This is a genomic window from Streptomyces sp. NBC_01478 (assembly GCF_036227225.1).
Lineage (GTDB): Bacteria > Actinomycetota > Actinomycetes > Streptomycetales > Streptomycetaceae > Streptomyces.
Genome location: NZ_CP109444.1, coordinates 830,244 through 848,297 on the forward strand (window position 1 = coordinate 830,244; position 18,054 = coordinate 848,297).

Sequence of the window (18,054 nt, forward strand, 5' to 3'; positions counted from 1 at the left end):
CGCGTGGGATTCATCGAACGGCACGGCCTGTGGACCGCCGAACAGGCCGCCGCCGCACGGGAGATACAGGCGCGCGCCGAGAGCGGCGGGATGACGGTGGTGCGGCTGGTCTTCGCCGACCAGCACGGTCTGCTGCGCGGCAAGACCGTCACCCTGGGCGAACTCACCAACGTCCTGAGCGACGGCACCGGCATCGCCTCGTCCCTGCTCGCCAAGGACACCTCCGGGCGGACCGTGTTCCCGCTCTTCACCAAGGAGACACCGCTCGGGCTGCCCGAACTGCGCGGCGCCGCCGACATGGTGATGGTGCCGGACCCGCTGACCTTCCGGATGCTGCCGTGGTCGCCGGGCACGGGCTGGCTGCTGTGCGATCTGCGCTTCACCTCCGGCGCTCCGGTCCCGCTGTGCACGCGCGGGCTGCTGCGCTCGGTCCTCGACCAGACCGACGGGCTGACCTACCGCACCGGCCTGGAGGTGGAGTTCCACCTCTTCCGGCTCGACGACCCCCGTCTGGGCCCCGGTGATCAGGGCCAGCCCGGCGCCGCACCCGAGGTCGGGATGCTGAACCACGGCTACCAGTACCTCAGCGAGCTGCGCTACGACGAACTCGACCCCATCCTCGACATCCTGCGCGCGAACATCGAGGGGCTCGGACTGCCGTTGCGCAGTCTGGAGGTGGAATTCGGCCCGAGCCAGGTCGAGTTGACCCTCCAGCCCGCCGACGGTCTCGGCACCGCCGACGCGATGGTGCTGCTGCGCAGCGCCGTGAAGCAGGTCGCCGCCCGGCACGGCCATCACGCCACCTTCATGTGCCGTCCCCATCTGCCCGGCGTGTTCTCCAGCGGCTGGCATCTGCACCAGAGCATGGTGCGGGACGGCGTGGGCATCTTCGCGCCGGAGAGCGGCGAACTCACCGCGCCCGGACCGCCGTTGTCGCCGTACGGGACCGCGTTTCTCGGTGGGCTGCTGCGGCACGCGCGGGCCACCAGCGCGCTCTCCACTCCGACTCTCAACGGTTTCAAGCGCTTTCGCTCCCTGTCGCTGGCGCCGGACCGTGCGGTGTGGGGAAGCGACAATCGCGGGGCGATGGTGCGGGTGCTGGGTGACGGTCCGTCAAGCGCGCGGCTGGAGAACCGGATCGGGGAACCCGCGGCCAATCCCTACCTCTACCTCGCCTCCCAGCTCGCCGCCGGTCTCGACGGGGTCGCGGGCGGCCTCGACCCGGGCCCCGCGGCCGACGAGCCGTACGCCGCCAACGCCGAACCCCTTCCCCGTTCGCTGGGCGAGGCCCTCGACGCGCTGGAGGCGGACCAGGCGCTGGCGACCCGCCTCGGCAAGGACTTCGTCTCCTACTACACGGGCATCAAGCGCGCCGAGATCGACCGCTTCAGCCAAGAGGTGACCGACTGGGAACAACGGGAGTACTTCCGTGTCTTCTGACCTCGGCTCCCCCCGCGCGAACACCGAGCGGCTCCTGGTCCGACAGGCCCGCTGGATCGCCCACGAGGTGCTGGAACTACGCCTGACCCGGCCCGCCGGCGGCGCACTCCCGGCCTGGGAGCCGGGCGCGCACGTGGAGTTGACCCTGCCCTCGGGACTGCGGCGGGCCTACTCGCTGTGCGGGGACGCGGCCGACACCGAGACGTGGACGGTCGCCGTGCACCGCGCGCCCGACGGGCGTGGCGGCTCCCGGGAGATCCACGAAACCGCCCTGGTGGGGCGGGAGTTGGAGGTGCGTGGGCCGGTCAACCGATTCCCGCTGGTGCCCGCGCCCGGCTATCTCCTGCTGGCCGGCGGCATCGGCGTCACCCCGCTGCTGCCGATGGCCCGCGAACTCACCGCCCGCGGCCTGCCCTGGCGACTGGTCCTGGGCGCCCGCGACCGCTCCCGGCTCGTGTACGCCGAGGAGTTGACGGCACTGGGCGGCGACCGGGTGCTGCTCGTCCCGCAGGACGAGGCGGGCCTCCCGGACCTGGCAGCCGAACTCGCCGCCGCCCCGCCCACCCACGCCGTGTACGCCTGCGGCCCGCAGCCGATGCTCGACGCGGTGACGGCCCTGTGCCGTACAGCCGCCCCGGCACAGTCACTGCACGTGGAACGCTTCACCGCGGGCGAGGAGGCGGTCCCTGCACAACTCGGCGGGCCGAGCGGGGAGTTCGAGGTGGTGCTGGCCCGTTCGGGGCTGCGGCTGACCGTGCCCGCCGACCGTTCCGTACTGGACGTCGTCCGGGAGAAGTTCCCGGACGTGCCCTATTCCTGCGAGGAGGGCTACTGCGGCACCTGCGAGACACCGGTCACGGCCGGACTCCCGGACCATCGCGACACGGTGATCGAGCTGTCCGAACGGCCCACCGCCACCTCGATGATGATCTGCGTGAGCCGCTGCCTCTCCCCCGTGCTGGAGCTGGATCTCTAGGCGCGGCTCTTCGCCAGCCGCCGCAGCAGAGCCCGGGGGCGGTACGGGATGACCTCGGCCAAGGAGATGGCGGTGCTGGTCCGGTCGACTCCGTCGATGGCGAGGATCGCCTTGGTGACGCGGTGCAGGTCCGCGGTGTCCTTGGCGACGACGTGCGCGAGGAGGTCGGCGTCGCCGGTCGTGTAGTGGACCTCGATGACTTCGGGGAGGTCGAGCAGGCCCTCGTGGACGCTCTCGGGCTCGGCCTGGCTCACCGCGAGCGACATGAACGCGACCAGGCCGTAGCCGAGGGCGGCGGGGTCGACGCGTCGGCTGACGGGCTTGAGCACATCGTCGGCGGCCATCCTCCGCAGCCGGGCGTGCACGGTGTTCCGGGCCACACCCAGTGTCTGGGCGAGGGCGAGGATCGTCGCGTCCGGGTCGTCGTCCAGGGCCAGGATGATCCGGGCGTCCAGGGGGTCCATCAGAGTCATGGTGTGCATTTTGCCATCGAATTCCCGCCTGACTGAGCACCTGTCGCAGTGGATCGAGCCTGTATTGCGCGGCTGTCCTGTCCTGTGGTCAAGGTGGTGGGGAATTCCCCTCTCCACCGTGATGAAGGACCGCCCGCCATGGCCGAGCAGACCCGCCCCTCCGGCACCGCCTGGATCGTCGTCGTTGCCGCCGGGGTGGCTGCCGGGTTGCAGGTGTGGAAGGTGCCGCCCGCTGTTCCGTTCCTGCGGCACGACCTGTCGCTGAGTCTGGTCCAGGCCGGGACCCTGCTGGGGATCGTCCAACTGGCCGGGATGCTCGGGGGACTTGCCGTGTCGCTGCTGGCCGAGCTGATCGGTGAGCGGCGCTGTCTGAGCGCGGGGCTGGTGCTGCTGTTCCTCGGTTCGGCGGGCGGCGGCTTCGCGTGGTCGGCGGCGCCTCTGCTGGTGTCGCGGGCGGTCGAGGGGGCCGGTTTCATCCTGGTGGCGGTGATGGGCCCGGGGTTGATCCGGCGCACCGCCCCGCCCGGGCGGTTCACGACGGCGATGGGCTTCTGGGGTGCCTACCAGGGCATCTCCACCTTCGCCGGGCTCGTCGTCGGCGCGCTGGCGCTCCAGGTGCTGCCGTGGCGGGTGTGGTGGTGGGGCATGGCCGTGATCGCGCTGCTGCCGTTGCCGTGGGTCCTGGCCCGGATTCCCCGTGACGACGCGGGCGGTGTGCGCGGCGCGGCCGACGCCCTCACGCGGATCGGCCGTACCGTCCGTGCACCGGCTCCCTGGACGGCCGGCCTCGTCTTCGCCTGTTACACGCTGCCGTGGATGGCGGTGGTCGGGTTCCTGCCCACCATCTACCGCGACGGCGGGATGACGGGCAGTTGGCCGGGCGTTCTCAGCGCCCTGGTCGGCGCGGCGAACGCCGTCGGCTCGATCGGCACGGCGGCGCTCGTGCGACACGGCCTGCCCACCCGTGTCCTTCTCGTCCCCGCGTTCGTCCTCATGGCGGTCACGTCCGTGCTGACCTTCGCCGTCGACTGGCACCGCCTCCCGGCAGGTACCGCCGGGCAGTTCGCGTGTGTCGCGGTCTTCTCGCTGACCGGTGGTGCGATACCGGCGACCCTGCTGCGCATGATCGGTGAGCTGACGCCGGCCGGGGGCTCCGCTCCCGCGACCATGGGTCTGATCCAGCAACTGTTCAACGCCGGGAGTTTCGTCGGTCCGGCCCTCGCCGCTTGGCTGGCCACCCGCACCGGTGACTGGCACTCCACCTGGTGGATCACCTGTGCCTGCGCGGCCGTCGGGATCGTCCTCGGTCTGCGCCTCCGTGACCGATCCGGATCCGCTACGGGAACTCCCCGTCCCCCAGCCGCTGTTGGAGACCGGTACGGAGGGGATCGTCGGCGGGCAGGCCGAGTTCGGCGGTGATGGCGAGTGCGCGGGACCAGGCCTCGTGGGCCGCGTCGGACTGGCCGGCGCCGTGGTGGCTGTCGCCGAGGCGGATCAGGCAGTCGGCCTCGCTGCGGCGCTCCCCGGTGGCGTGGAAGAGCTGGGCCGCCTGCCGGTAGCGGTCGACCGCCTGTTGGTAGCGGCCCAGTTGGTGGTGGATGTAGCCCAGGCTGTCGGAGATGTGGGCCTGCCCGTCCACGTCGTCGGCCGCCCGCGCGAGTTCGAGGGCCTGCTCGCAGTGGGCGAGCGCGCGGAGATGGTCGCCGAGGTGCGCGAGCCGCCAGCCGATGTGGTTCAGTGCGGCGGCCTGTCCCGCCCGGTCGCCCGCGGCGCGGTAGTGCTCCAGACTCCGGTAGGCGTGCTCCAGGGAGAGTGCGTAATTGCCCTGGGCCCCCGACATCCGCGAGAGGTGCTGATGGGTGCGGGCCTGGCCCGCGTCGCTGCCCACCGCGGCGAAGAGTTCGAGTGCGCGCAGGTAGTGCTCCCGGGCCGGTTCCGGGCACTTCAGCCGGTCCAGGGCCAGTCCGAGACCGCGGTGGGCGCCCGCCCGGCCGGTCAGGTCGCCCTCCCGCTCGGCCGCCGCCAGCGCGCGGTGCCCGGCGGTGAGCAGCGCCTGCCAGTATCCGTGCCGGTCCAGGAAGGTGGTCAGTACGGTGACCAGTCGCCACACGTGGGCGTCGAAGCCGGGCTGAGGGTGCCGCACGATCGCGAGCAGCACCGGGTGCTCGGCGAGCAGCCAGGCCAGCGCCCGGTCGTAGTCCTCGAACTCCACGGCGTTCGACCCGGGTCTGGGCGGGCGCGCCTCCACCGGATTGGGCTGCGGGGTCACCAGGACGTCGGCGGCCCGCGCGGAGTGCAGATAGTGGTCCATCATCCGGTGCAGCGCCGACCGGCGTTCCCACTCGTCGTCGTAGGCGGAGACGAGTTCCCCGGCGTACACCCGCAGCAGGTCGTGGAAGGCGTACCGCCCCGGAACGTGCTCCACCAGCAGGTGGCCGCCGGTCAGTTCGGCCAGCAGCGCGCGGACGCGTTCGGGGGGTGTTCCGGCCAGCGCCGCCGCCGCGCGCTGGTCGACGTCGGGTCCCGGGTGCAGGGCCAGCAGGCGGAACAGCCGGGCGGCGGCCGGGCTGAGCGCGCTGTAGGACCAGGAGAACACCGCCCGCACCTGGCTGGACTCCTCGCCCCCGTCCAGCGCGTCCAACCGGCCGCCCGCCTCCCGGAGTTCCTCCGCGAGGGTGCCCAGTGACCGGCCGGGCTGCGCGGCGGCGCGGGCCGACACCACGGCCAGCGCCAGGGGCAGTCCCGCGCACCAGGTGACGACGTCCGCCACCGCCGCCGGTTCGGCCGCGACCCGGACCGCCCCGAGCCGCTCCGCCAGTACCTTCCGTGCGGCGACCGGGGTCAGCGGGTCCACCGCGAGCAGATGGGCGCCCTCCGTCGCGGCCAGCCCGGTCAGCCGGTTCCGGCTGGTCACCAGCGCCATGCAGCCGACCGCGCCCGGCAGCAGCGGGCGGACCTGTTCCTCGTCACGGGCGTTGTCGAGGACGACCAGCATCCGACGGCCCGTCAGCAGGCTTCGGTACAGGCCGACTTGGGCCTCCAGTCCGGGCGGCACCCGATCCGGTCGTACCCCGAGCGCGTCGAGGAACCCGCGGACCGCCTCGGTCGGTGGCACCACCGAGCCCTGTGGGTCGAATCCCCGCAGGTTCACATACAACTGCCCGTCGGGGAACGCGCTCTCCACCCGGCGTGCCCAGTGCACCGCGAGCGCGGTCTTCCCCACCCCCGCCATGCCCGACACCGCCGAGATGACCACGGCGGCGGACTCCCCCTCGGCCGAGGCGAGGATCGCGGCGAGCCGGGCCAGTTCGCCGTCCCGGCCCGTGAATCCTCGTACGGACATGGGGAGTTGGGAGGGAAGCTCGGTCTGGCGCAGCACCGCCGACGGCCCGGGGGGCCTGGTCGGCGCGGGGCGGTGGCCGCGCAGGATCGACTGGTGCAACTGGCGCAGCGCCGGTCCGGTGTCCGTGCCCAGCTCCTCCGCCAGCCGTTTGCGGACGGCGGCGTAGCAGTCCAGGGCCTCCGCGCTGCGGCCGGTCTCGTGCAGGGCCCGCATCAGCGCCTCGGCCAGGGGTTCGGCGAGCGGGTACTCGCCGAGCAGACCGGTCAACGGGCCGATGACGGGGGCGGGATCGCCGTGGCGCAGTTCCGCGCGGGCCCAGCCGACGGCGGCGTCCTGGTGCTGACGCCGCCAGGCCTCGCGCATCCGGGCCGCCCACTCCCCGTTCAGACCGGACAGCGGCTCCCCGCGCCACAGGTCGAGTGCCTCGCGCAGCAGCCCCGCCCGCGCCGGGTCGGCAGGCCCCGCCGCCCGTGCCTGGTCGACCAACTGCCGGAAGCGGTACACGTCGACCTGTTCCGGGCGGGCCTCCAGGAGGTAGCCGCCGGAACGGCGCACCAGGACCAAGGGTTCCCGCGCGGTCTCGGCGGCCTGCTCGCACATCCGCCGGATCCGGGCGACATGGGCGTGCACCGCGCCGCGCGCTCCGTCCGGCGCACGCGGACCCCAGACCCGCTCGATGACCACGTCGACCGCGACGGGCCGGCCGACGTCCACCGCCAACGCGGCCATCACGGTTCGGCGTTGAGGCGGTCCCACCTCCACCGCGCGCCCCTCCGCCGACAGTTCCACCGGCCCGAGCAACTGCACGTCCACCATGGTGTCCGCCTCCCCCTGCGCAAAGCCTCCTCCTTTTCTTCACAGACGTGTACGCGGCGCGACAAGCCTTCGACAAGGTTTCCCGTCACACACCGGTGCGAATCTGCTGGGGAACGGACGGGTCGCCGACCGCGTCCCGTCCGGGTACGTCGGCATGGCCGTCGCCTGGCGGCTGCGCAACAGGCAAACGGGGGCGAGACGTGATCACACAAGGAGTGATGGCACCCGCGACAAGGGTGCCGGTACGGCGGCCGGAGACCTTACCGGCGGCCACGGGGAACGCCGGCGGACGGAGCGTGCTGGAAGGCGCGTTCGCGCTGCTGGAGGCGGTGGAGCGAGCCGTGGAGGCGGGGCCGACAAGACTGGCGTCCGACTGCGGACTGCCCAAGACGACGGCGTACCGGCTGCTGGAACAACTGGCGGACCTGGGCGCGGTGGAACGGTGCGGAGGGAGCTACCGGGTGGGCCCGCGAATGTTCCACCTGGGGCGCGCGTGGCAGCCGCATCCCCGGCTGCGCGCCGCCGCGCGGGAACCGATGCGCCGGCTGGCGAAGCTCACGCGGACGACGGTGGGCATCGCCGTGCTGTGGAAGGGCGAGACGCTGATGGTGGAGTGGTGTCCCGAGGACGCCCGGCGGCCCGGTCCGCTGGAGACCCGGATGACCTGGCCGTGGTTCACCGCGGCGGGCAAGGTCCTGGTGGCCACGTCCGCGCCGGCGCCCCTGCTCGGGCCGCTTCCCGCGTCCTGGTCGAGGGACGCCGCGGCCATACGGGAGCGCGGTGCCGCGTTCGACCGGGAGGAGGTGGTGACCGGCGTGTGCTGTGCGGCGGTCCCGCTGCTGGGGGCGCGCGGTACTCCCGTGGCGTCCCTGTGTGTCCTCACCGATCCGGCGCACCACCTGGAACGGCTGGCGGAGACCGCCCGCCAGACGGGCCGGGTGATCAGCGCGGGGCTTCGGAGACCGTGACGGGACGGGGGTGACAGACCGGGGGTGGCGGTGCGGCCGGTACTCGTGCGGGGGCGAGCATCGGCCGCGCCGGCACCTCCACCCGTCAAGACACGCGAAAACCCCTGCGCTCGCCGTAGATCTCCGTCGTACGCTGACGGCCGCTGTCTGCCGAGGGAGGACACATGGGGATCCGAAGCCTGACCCGCACCGAAGCCGAGCGCCGGGCCGCGCTGGTCGCGGTCGAGCGGTACGACGTGGACGTCGATCTGACCGCGCTGGTGGACGGGCCGGAGGTCCGGTGCGTGTCCACCGTGGCGTTCACCTGTCGCGAGCCGGGCGCGGAGACCTTCGTGGACTGTGCCGCCAGGGTGGTGAGCGCCACGCTCAACGGGACCGAACTCGCCCCGGCCGAGGACGGGAGGATCCACCTCCACGGCCTGGCCGCGCACAACGTGCTGCGGGTCGAGAGCGTCCAGGCCGACACGACGACCGGCGAGGGAGTGCACAGGGCGACGGACCCCGCCGACGGCGAGGTGTACGTGTGGATGAGCTTCGAGCCGGACGAGGCCCGCTTCGTGTGGGCGTGCTTCGACCAGCCCGACCTCAAGGCACCGCACGCCTTCACCGTCACGGCCCCCGCCGCGTGGACCGTCACCAGCAACTCAGGTGACGCGCACGTCGAGGAGCTGGCCGCGGCCCGCCGCTGGACCTTCCCGGACACCCCGCCCCTGTCGACGTACAACACCGTCATCAACGCGGGCCCCTTCCACGAGGTCCGCCGCGAGGCCGACGGCCACACCTTGGGCCTGTACGCCCGCCGTTCGCTCGCCGAGGTCCTCGAACGCGACGCCGACGAGATCCTCACCCTCACCCGCCAGGGCCTCGCGTTCTACGCCGAGGCCTTCGCGATGCCGTTCCCCCAGCGCCGCTACGACCAGGTGTTCGTGCCCGAGTTCGGCGGGGCGATGGAGAACTACGGCTGCGTGACCTGGTCGGACTCCTTCCTTCGGCGGGCCGCGCCCACTCCCGCCGAACAGTTGCTGCTGGCCCGGGTGTTGCTGCACGAGATGGCGCACATGTGGTTCGGCAACATCGTCACCATGCGCTGGTGGGACGACCTGTGGCTGAACGAGGCGTTCGCGGAGTTCGCCTGCAACTGGTCGGCCGAGCACGCCACCCGGCACACGGACACCTGGGCGAGCCATCTCATGATCGGCAAGATCAGCGCGTACCTCTCCGACCAGGGCCCCGCGTCGCACCCGATCCACCAGCCCATCCACGATGTCGCCCAGGCCGCGTCGATCTTCGACAACATCACCTACCCCAAGGGCGCGTCGGTCCTCCAGCAGCTCAAGACGTACGTCGGCGAAGAGGACTTCAGGACCGGCATGGCCGCCTACTTCGCCCGCCACGCGTGGGGCAACACCACGCTCCAGGACCTGATCGACGCCCTGTCCGAGGCCAGTGGCCGCGACCTGGACGCCTGGCGCTCCGCCTGGCTGGAGACGGCGGGCACCGACCGCTTCTCGCTGGAGCGCGACGGTGACACGGTCACGCTGGTGGCCGCCGACGGCCCGCGTCCCCAGGTGCTGGCGGTGGGCGCGTACGCCCGCAACGGCGAGGCGCTGGAACGCCGGGCGCTGGTGCGGGTCGAGGTGACGGAGCCCCGGACCGTGATCACCGGCCTGCCGTCGGGCGCGGACGTCCTCCTGGTCAACGACGACGATCTGACCTTCGCGACGACCCGCCCGGATCCGACGACCAGGGACGCCCTCTTCCGTACGGCGGCGCGGTTGCCCACGGCCATCTCCCGGGGTGTGGCCGCGGCCACCGTGTGGGACATGCTCACGACGGGCGAGGCCACGGCGGCGGAGGCCGGGCGGTGCCTCACCGCGGTGCTGACGGCCGAGACGTCCGACGCGGTGATCGAGCCGTACATCACCCTCGCCGCGAACGTCGCGGAGCTGTGGGCGCCGCCCGCCGAGCGCGTCGCGTTGTCGGCGGAGGTGGCGGCGGCCTGCCGGAGCCTCGCCGAGGACCCCGGCCGCCGTCAGGTCGCGTTGCGCGGGCTGGCCCGTACCGCGACGACCGCGGACGATCTCGCCTGGCTCCGCGAACAGGCCGGTGACGATGTGGACTTGAGCTGGCGCGCGCTGGCCCGCGAGGCGGAACTGGGCGGGGAGGTCGCCTCGGAGTCCGACCGGCTGCTCGCGCGTGACCCGGACCCCGACGCCCGGCTCCGCGCCCTCACCGTGCGGGCCGCCCTGCCGGACGCCGACACGAAGGCGGACGTCTGGCAGCAACTGGTCGTGGACCGCACCGTCCCCGTCCACTCGGTCGGCCTGGTGGCGGCCTCCTTCTGGCGTCCCGGACAGGACACGTTGCTGGCGCCCTACGCCGAGCGCTACCTGGAGGCGGTCCCGAAGCTGCACCAGGGCGGCATGATCCCGGCGATGAGCTGCACGAGCCGTCTCTTCCCGCTGCACGCCATCGACGCCGCGTACATCGAGCGGGCCCGGCAGGCGTCCCAGGAGGCGGTCCCGGTGGTCCGCACGACGCTCCTGGAACGCTCGGACGAGGTGGGCCGAATGCTCCGCTCCCGGACGGTGAACCCCTGATCCGACTCCGGTCAACGCCCCAACCGGTCGGCCAGGCATGCGAGATAGAGCGCCATGGCCGTCCGGTACTCACGCAGCGGGCGACCGGTGATCTGCTCGATCTTGTTCATCCGGTAGACGACGGTGTTGCGGTGGATGTGCAGGGCCTCGGCGGTGCGGACGAGGTTGAAGCCGCTCTCGCACCAGGCGGTGACGGTGTCGCGCAGGGCGGGCCAGTCCGGCTGGGCGCGCAGTTCGGTGGCGGTGAGTTCCAGCAGCCGGCTGCGGGCGGACTGGCTCACCGCCGTCACCATCTGGTGGACGCGCAGGTCGGCGATCAGGTGCACGGGATCGGTGTCGGCGAACCGGGCGCCGAGGCGCAGCGCGTCGCACGCGTCCTGGTAGGAGTCGTGCAGGCCGCCGACGGCGGTGGCCGCCTCGCCGATGCCGGCGCGGGCCACGAGTCCGTCCTGGGCGGCGATGAGGTCGGTGACCCGTCGGCAGTCGGCGACGAGGGAGGTCGTGGAGCGTCCGGCGGGCAGCCGGTGCAGGACGCCGATCCAGCCGGGCGCGGTCGAGGCGACGATGTCCTGCGGGTCGGCGAAGAACTCCCCGACGGTGCGCAGGAGTTCGGAGCGGACCAGGGCCATGTCCCGGGTCTGGGTGCCGCCCTGCCGGCGGGGCGCGGGGTGCGGCACGGTCACCTCGAAGGCCACGGCGACCCGCCGTAGGCGCAGGTCGTAGCCGAGTTCGGCGGCGCGGAACACGAGGAAGTCGCCCTCGACGACCTGTGGGTCGTAGGCCGCGATGTCGGCGAGGAGTTTCTCGGCGGCCCGTTCGGCGAGGAGCCGGGAGCGCAGCATCACGGACTCGCGGAGCAGGATCTCCGTCTGGCGTTTGACGAGCAGGCCGAAGCGGCGCACCTGGGCGGGTGTGCCGGTGATGCCGACCGTGCCCACGGCCTTTCCGTTGGTGATCAGCGGGAGGGTGACTCCCGGGCGCACTCCGCGCAGTTGCTGCGCCTGGGACGCGCTGTGCGTGGCCGGTTCCTTGGTCCGTACGACGTCCACGGACGCCTCGTGGAAGCTGCCGACGCGGCTGCTGTCGCCGCTGCCGATGACGATCCCCTCGGCGTCCGTGATCAGCACGTTGAAACCGATGACGGCGGAGGTGTCCCCGGCGATCTCCTGGGCGAGTGACGGGCTGAGCACGGGGTTTCCTCCCGTCGCGGGCGAGCCGGATTGGACGCACCGTACAGGCGACCGCATGAATCCGGCCACAACTTCGTACGAAGTGGACGATGACGCACGACGCGTGGGTGCCTAGCGTTTGGGCCCAATCACTTCCCGCCGAGGGCACAGCGCGGTGAACGGCGGGTCCCTTCAGTGCCGATCTCTTCAGTGCCGATACGGAAGGCCCGTGCCGATGATCCGTGTGCGCTCGCTCGTCGTGGCGTTGTCCGCGACGTTGATGTTGTCCACCGTCGCCGCCTGTGGTTCGGGCGGCGACGACGCCCCGAAGAACGTCTCCGCGAAGACCGCCGCCCTGGGCACGCTCACCCCCGGCGTCCTCAAGGTCGCCGTCCAGCCGTACGCGCCCTACACCACCGTGCAGGGTGGGAAGATCGTCGGGCTGGACGGCGACATCCTCACCTACGTGGGCAAGAAGCTGGGCCTCGAAATCAAGCCCCAGGTCACGGACTTCGCCGGCATGCTCGCCGGGGTGCAGTCCCGCCGCGTGGACATCACGATCGGCGGTGTCGCCTGGTCCGCCGACCGGCAGAAACAGGGGCTGTTCACCGATCCGCCGTACTACTCGCCCCCGGCGATGGCCGTCCGCAGCGGCAAGACCTACAGGACGCTCGCCGACCTCAAGGGCCGGAACCTCGGCACGGTCGACGGCTATGTCTGGGTCAAGTCGATCCAGGCCGTGCCCGGCGCGAAGCTGCACGCCTACCCGGACGCCAACGGCGTCTTCGACGACCTCGGCGCCGGCCGTATCGACGTCGGCTTCCTGGACCCGCTGATCATCATCGCGGCGCAGAAGCAGCGCCCGGACCTGAAGATCGCCACCGAGTACCTGACCCCGCCGACTGCCGCCGAGGTGAAGGCGAAGCCGGCTCTCCAGTACTTCGAGCCGTACCAGACGGGCTTCTATCTCCCCAAGAAGGCGACGAAGCTGGAGCGGGCGATCTCCGCGCAGATCGACGCGATGTACCGGAACGGCGAGTTGGCGAAGCTCGTCACCAAGTACGGCGGAGATCCCGAGCAGTTCCTCAAGCCCGCCGCCGACGTCGCCACCGCCCGACGCGGTGTGGACCGGCCGGGCGACTGGGCACCGCCGTCCATCGGGAAGTGAGGCGCTGACATGTCGGGTCTCTTCCAAGTCCCCTGGTCCGACTACCGTTCCGACCTGATCGACGCGCTGTGGCGCACGGTCTCGTACACGGTGGTCAGCTTCATCGGCGCGGTTCTGCTGGGTCTGGTCGTGGCACTGCTGCGGCTCAGCAAGGCGTGGCCCGCGCGTGCTCTCGCCGCCGTCTACACGGAGCTCTTCAAGAACATCCCGCTCCTCGCCATCATCTTCCTGACCTACTTCGGCCTGGCCTCGGCGGGCATCCGGCTGGACGTGTTCACCGCCGGGTGCCTGAGTCTCGTCGTCTTCTACGCCGCCTATCTGTCCGAGATCTTCCGGTCCGCGATCAGCGGGGTGCACGACGGACAGACCGAGGCCGGTGAGGCGCTCGGCATCGGGAAGGTGGGCATCTTCGTCCACATCGTGCTGCCGCAGGCGGTCCGGCAGGCACTGGCCGGCACCAACACCATGCTCGTCGACCTGCTCAAGTCCACCTCGCTGCTGGTCACCGTCTCCGCCGCGGAGTTGATGTCGGAGGGACGGCTGATCACCTCGGCGACGTTCCGTGCGCTGGAGGTGTACCTGGTCATCTCCGCCATCTACTTCGCCCTGTGCTATCCGCTCTCCCAGCTCCTCCTCCTGCTGGAACGCAAGGTACGGGCGGGCGTCCCCCTCTCCCCCTGGCGACGGCGCAGGGTGCGGGCGGCCGGGGCGCTGCTCGCCGCCGACCTCGGAGCGAACATGAAGGAGCCGGCCGTATGACCGAGCCCGTCACCACGGCGAAGACCACACCAACCACCCACGCGGAAGCGGTCGTTCGGATCGAGGGACTCAGCAAGTCCTTCGACGGGCGGCTCGTGCTCGACGACGTGAGTCTCGCGGTCGACCGCGGCCGGATCGTCAGCGTCATCGGGCAGAGCGGCGGCGGCAAGACGACGTTGATGCGCTGTGTGAACCTGCTGGAGCGGCCCGACCGGGGCACGGTCGAGGTCGCCGGGGAGGTGGTGCACCGCGACGGCCGCACGGTCTGCCGCGATCTGCCGGGGCTGCGCCGCACGGTCGGCATGGTCTTCCAGCGCTTCAACCTCTTCCCGCATCTCACGGCCGTGGAGAACGTCGTGGTCGCCCAACGCAAGGCCGGTGTACCGGAGTCGGAGGCGCTGGAGCGGGCCGTCGCCCTGCTGCGGCGGGTCGGGGTGGCTCATCGCGGTCTCGCCCTGCCCGACCGGCTCTCCGGCGGTGAGCAGCAACGCGTCGCCATCGCGCGGGCGTTGGCGCTCCGGCCCGAGGTGCTGCTCTTCGACGAACCCACCTCCTCCCTGGACCCGGAGGCGACCCGCGAGGTGCTGAGCGTGATGCGCGAACTGGCCGCCGACGGCATGACGATGCTGCTGGTCACCCATGAACTCCCCTTCGCCCGCGAGGTGTCCGACCATGTCGTCTTCGTCGACGGCGGCCGGATCGTCGAGGAGGGCCGTCCGCAACAGGTCATCGACCACCCCGAACAGGCCCGCACCCGCGCGTTCCTCGCCGCCTACGGATCCACGTCATGACCGGGCACGGCGGTCCGGTCGTCGTGGTCGGCGGCGGTGTCGTGGGACTGTGCACGGCCTACTACCTGGCCGAGTCCGGCCTGGAGGTGGAGGTCGTCGAGCGGCGCGCGCTGGGATCGGGGGCGTCCCGGGGAAACGCGGGCTGGGTCTGCCTCAGCCATTCGACCCCGGTCCCCGCGCCCGGCGTGGTGCGCTACGCGCTCCGCTCCCTGGGCCGCCCGGACTCGCCCCTGTATCTACGGCCGCTGCCCGATCCGGCGTTCGTACGGTGGCTGTGGCGGTTCTGGCGCAGCAGCACCCCGGCCGCGTTCCGGCGCGGTTACACGGCGATCGCCGAGCTGAACCGTTCCACGTTCGACCTCTTCGACGGGTTGCGGGCGGCCGGGGTCGAGACCGGCCTGACCCGGCCCGGCATGGTGCACGCGTTTCTCTCCCCCGCCGAGGCCCGGCACCATCTCGCCGTCCAGCGGCAGATGGCGCACGACCGCTATCCGATGCCGGACGACGTGGTCACGGGCGACGAGGCCCGCCTCCTCGACCCGGCGCTGTCCGACCGGGTCCGCGCGGCCTATCTCGTGGAGGGCGAGGGTGTGGTCGATCCGGAGGCGTTCGCCCGCGCCCTGGGCGAGGCGCTCACCGCGTCCGGGGTGAAGATCCACGAGAACACGGAGGCCACCGGGTTCCGTACCGAGGGGAGCCGGGTCACCGCGCTGCGCACCGCGACCGGCGAGATCCCGTGCTCGGCCGCCGTCATCGCGGCCGGCACGCGCTCCTCGGACCTGCTGGGTTCGCTCGGCCGTCCTCTGCCGTTGCAGGCCGGGAAGGGCTACAGCTTCTCGGTCGACCTGGATCCGGCGCCCCGGCACACGCTGTACTTCGGCGAACGCAGGGCCGTCGCCTCGCCGATCGGGGCCACCACCCGCATCGGCGGCACGATGGAGCTGAGCGGCAACAACAACCGGCTCGACTGGCGCCGGATCGTCGCCGTCGCGCTCGCCAGCCGGCAGTATCTGGGCCGCTGGTTCGACGACCCGGACGACCTGGTCAGCCTCATCCGCGATCCCTGGGTCGGTGGGCGCCCCTTCCTGCCCGACGGGCTCCCGGTCGTCGACCGCGTTCCCGGGCACGACAACGCGTTCGCGGCGACCGGACACGGCATGCTCGGCGTCACGCTGGGCCCGGTCACCGGCCGCACCCTCGCCGCATACGTCCGTACCGGTCACCGACCCGACGTCCTCATGCCGTTCCGCTTCGACAGGGCGCCTTGGGGCGGGGGTTCAGCCAGTGGGTGACGTCGGCTCGGTCCGTTCCGGGTGCGGGGAGGAGGGCTGTACGCGCAGCGGGCGGGCCGCCCAGGCGGGCAGGTGCCAGTTCCAGCCGCCGAAGAGGGAGACGAGGGACGGGACGAGCAGCATCCGCACGATGGTCGCGTCCAGCAGGATGCCGATGCCGAGGCCGGTCGCCAGGGTCTTGAGGTCGGTGCCCGGTCCCGAGGCGAGCGCGGCGAAGGCGAGGAAGAGGATGAGTGCGGCGCTGGTGACCAGCCGGCCGGTGCGGCCGATGCCCTCGACGACGGCCTCGTCGGTCGAGAGGCCGGCGTCGTACTCCTCGCGGATGCGGGAGAGGATGAACACCTCGTAGTCCATGGACAGCCCGAACAGGAACGCGAAGATCATGATCGGGATCCAGAACGTGACGGCCCCGGTGGCGGCGATGCCGAAGATCGCGTCGGAACCATGGCCGTCCTGCCAGAACAGCACCATCAGGCCCAGGGTCGCCGCCAGGGAGATCAGGTTCAGCAGGACCGCCTTCAGCGGCAGCAGCAGGGAGCGGAAGGCGCGCACGAGCAGGATGTACGTCAGCAGCGCGATGATCGTGAGCATCAGCGGGAAGTTGCCGTAGACGGCGTGCAGGAAGTCGATCTGGGCGGCGCCGACCCCGGCGACGCCGACGGCTCCGGGCAGGTGCTCGGTGGCGGTCTTGACCCGTCTGACGACGTCGACGCTCTGCGAGTTGACCGTCTCGGTGTCCGGGATGACGACGACGATGCTCTGCCCGCCCCGGTTGCCCGCGGTCCCGGTCGGCACGAACACGCTGCTCACGCCGTCGACCTTGGCGAGCGCGGCGGCGACCGGTTTCGCCTGGTCCGTGCTGACCAGGACTTCCATCGGGGTCAGCGCCCCGGTCGGGACGCCGCCGCGCTCCAGGGTCTGGAGGGTGTCGTAGGCCGAGCCGTTCTTGGCCAGTGATTCGGAGGAGGCGAGGCCGATCTTGATGCCGAGGAAGACGCCGACCAGGGCCGCGAGCGCGGCCAGCGCGGCGCCGGCCGCGATCCAGCGGCGGCGTACGACGGCGGCGGTCCAGCGGCTCCAGAAGCGGCTCGCCCGGTTCTCGTGCCGGATCTTCGGCCAGTCGACCTTCGGTCCGATGCCGCCGAGGATCGCGGGGGTCAGGGTGAGCGTCGTCAGCACGCTCGCGAGCGGGATGAGCGCGCCGCCGTAGCCCATGCTGCGCAGGAACGGGACCGGCAGGACGACCAGGGAGAGCAGGCCGATGGCCACCGTGACGCCGCTGAACACGATCGCGTGCCCGGCGTGTTCCATCGCGACCACGACCGCGTCGTGGTTGTCCCGGCCGCGGTCGCGCTCCTCGCGCCAGCGGGTGACGAAGAGCAGCGAGTAGTCGATCGCGACGCCCAGGCCGATGAGGGCGACCAGGAACTGCACGATGAACGACACGTCGGTCGCATAGGTGAGCGGCAGCAGCATCACGAAGGTCGCGAGGATCGACACCGCGGCGACGAGCAGCGGCAGCAGGGCCAGGAAGGACGCGAACACGAAGGCTAGGACGGCGAGTGCGCCGACGGCGCCGAGGAGCGTCTCGCCGAGCACTCCGGGACCGCCCCCGTCGTCGCCGCCGGAGGCGAGGGGGTCCTCGCCCGTCACGCCGACCTTCGCGCCGGCCGGCATGGCCTTCTCGGCCGCCGTCCGGATCGGGTCGGTCAGCAGCGTCTGGCTGGGGGACGGGTTGAACCGGTAGAAGACCAGCGCGTAGGCGGTCCGGTCGTCCTTCGTCCGGAACGCCTTGTCGCCGGTGTTCGCCTCGTCGATCACCCGCAGTCCCGGTGCGGCCGTACCCGCGGCGGTGAACACGCGCCCGACGTCCGTCTCGTGACCGGTGACGGTCTGTCCGGCCGGAAGGGTGACCGCCACGAGATACGGATTGGTGTCTCCGCCGCTGCCGAAGGCCTTCTCGATCTTGTGCGCGGTCACGGTGCCCGGCTGGCCGGGCAGGGAGAAGTCGATCGTCAGCCGGTCCGTGGTCCGGCCGGCCAGCGCGATGCCGGCGATCAGCACCAGACCCCAGAACGCCACCACCACTTTGCGATGACGCAGAACGAATTCGGCCCACCGTCCCATGCCGGACCTTCCCCGGTTCGTAGGTTGCGCGAGTCTAGCCCGCCGCCCCGTTCATCCGCTATCGGGATAATCCATCCGGATTGACGGGATCCGGAGGCACAGAATCCGCGTTCGCGCCCCTCGGGAAGAGAG

At 71.8% G+C, this 18,054-nt stretch carries 13 protein-coding genes; 9 read left to right on the plus strand and 4 right to left on the minus strand.

Features of this window, described 5'->3' with window-relative positions; genetic code table 11:
• Window positions 1-3 precede the first annotated feature (3 nt).
• Both OG223_RS03650 and OG223_RS03655 read left to right on the plus strand, forming a co-directional pair.
• On the plus strand, window positions 4-1,440 hold the full coding sequence (locus tag OG223_RS03650; RefSeq protein WP_329242229.1) for a glutamine synthetase family protein: 1,437 nt from the start codon (window positions 4-6) through the stop codon (window positions 1,438-1,440).
• On the plus strand, window positions 1,430-2,416 hold the full coding sequence (locus OG223_RS03655) for a PDR/VanB family oxidoreductase (protein WP_329242232.1): 987 nt from the start codon (window positions 1,430-1,432) through the stop codon (window positions 2,414-2,416). Before OG223_RS03650 ends, OG223_RS03655 begins: the two co-directional genes overlap by 11 nt.
• On the opposite strand, the gene OG223_RS03660 is transcribed toward OG223_RS03655, so the two are convergent.
• Window positions 2,413-2,889 (minus strand): Lrp/AsnC family transcriptional regulator, encoded by a 477-nt coding sequence (locus OG223_RS03660; RefSeq protein WP_329242235.1) that lies wholly within the window; start codon window positions 2,887-2,889, stop codon window positions 2,413-2,415. The genes OG223_RS03655 and OG223_RS03660 overlap by 4 nt on opposite strands.
• A 138-nt stretch (window positions 2,890-3,027) precedes the next feature.
• Here OG223_RS03660 and OG223_RS03665 point away from each other — a divergent pair, with 138 nt between their 5' ends.
• Window positions 3,028-4,308, plus strand: a complete 1,281-nt coding sequence (locus tag OG223_RS03665; protein ID WP_329242238.1) for an MFS transporter — start codon at window positions 3,028-3,030, stop codon at window positions 4,306-4,308.
• On the opposite strand, the gene OG223_RS03670 is transcribed toward OG223_RS03665, so the two are convergent.
• Window positions 4,226-7,048 carry an AfsR/SARP family transcriptional regulator gene (locus tag OG223_RS03670; RefSeq protein WP_329242241.1) on the minus strand — a complete coding sequence of 941 codons (2,823 nt, stop codon included), beginning with the start codon at window positions 7,046-7,048 and terminating at the stop codon, window positions 4,226-4,228. The genes OG223_RS03665 and OG223_RS03670 overlap by 83 nt on opposite strands.
• Before the next feature lie 218 nt (window positions 7,049-7,266).
• Here OG223_RS03670 and OG223_RS03675 point away from each other — a divergent pair, with 218 nt between their 5' ends.
• A complete protein-coding gene (locus tag OG223_RS03675) occupies window positions 7,267-8,016 on the plus strand; it encodes an IclR family transcriptional regulator (RefSeq protein WP_329242244.1) in 750 nt (249 codons plus the stop codon).
• Between the two features lie 164 nt (window positions 8,017-8,180).
• Complete coding sequence (gene pepN / locus OG223_RS03680) at window positions 8,181-10,616, plus strand: aminopeptidase N (RefSeq protein WP_329242247.1); 2,436 nt, start codon at window positions 8,181-8,183, stop codon at window positions 10,614-10,616.
• Between the two features lie 11 nt (window positions 10,617-10,627).
• On the opposite strand, the gene OG223_RS03685 is transcribed toward pepN, so the two are convergent.
• Window positions 10,628-11,806 (minus strand): CdaR family transcriptional regulator, encoded by a 1,179-nt coding sequence (locus OG223_RS03685; RefSeq protein ID WP_329242250.1) that lies wholly within the window; start codon window positions 11,804-11,806, stop codon window positions 10,628-10,630.
• Between the two features lie 214 nt (window positions 11,807-12,020).
• Between OG223_RS03685 and OG223_RS03690 the strand changes: the two genes are divergently transcribed.
• From OG223_RS03690 to OG223_RS03705, 4 genes are read left to right on the plus strand one after another with little or no spacing between them, the layout of a single operon-like run.
• Window positions 12,021-12,953, plus strand: coding sequence for a substrate-binding periplasmic protein (locus OG223_RS03690; RefSeq protein ID WP_329265115.1), 933 nt, complete (start codon window positions 12,021-12,023; stop codon window positions 12,951-12,953).
• Between the two features lie 9 nt (window positions 12,954-12,962).
• On the plus strand, window positions 12,963-13,712 hold the full coding sequence (locus OG223_RS03695) for an amino acid ABC transporter permease (protein ID WP_329242252.1): 750 nt from the start codon (window positions 12,963-12,965) through the stop codon (window positions 13,710-13,712).
• On the plus strand, window positions 13,709-14,503 hold the full coding sequence (locus tag OG223_RS03700; protein WP_329242255.1) for an amino acid ABC transporter ATP-binding protein: 795 nt from the start codon (window positions 13,709-13,711) through the stop codon (window positions 14,501-14,503). The genes OG223_RS03695 and OG223_RS03700 overlap by 4 nt, the downstream gene beginning before the upstream one ends.
• A complete protein-coding gene (locus tag OG223_RS03705) occupies window positions 14,500-15,795 on the plus strand; it encodes an NAD(P)/FAD-dependent oxidoreductase (protein WP_329242257.1) in 1,296 nt (431 codons plus the stop codon). Before OG223_RS03700 ends, OG223_RS03705 begins: the two co-directional genes overlap by 4 nt.
• Here the strand turns inward: OG223_RS03705 and OG223_RS03710 are convergent.
• Entirely contained in the window at window positions 15,781-17,922 is a 2,142-nt protein-coding gene (locus OG223_RS03710) for an MMPL family transporter (protein WP_329242260.1), read from the minus strand. The two genes, OG223_RS03705 and OG223_RS03710, sit on opposite strands and share 15 nt — an antisense overlap.
• Between the last annotated feature and the right edge of the window lie 132 nt (window positions 17,923-18,054).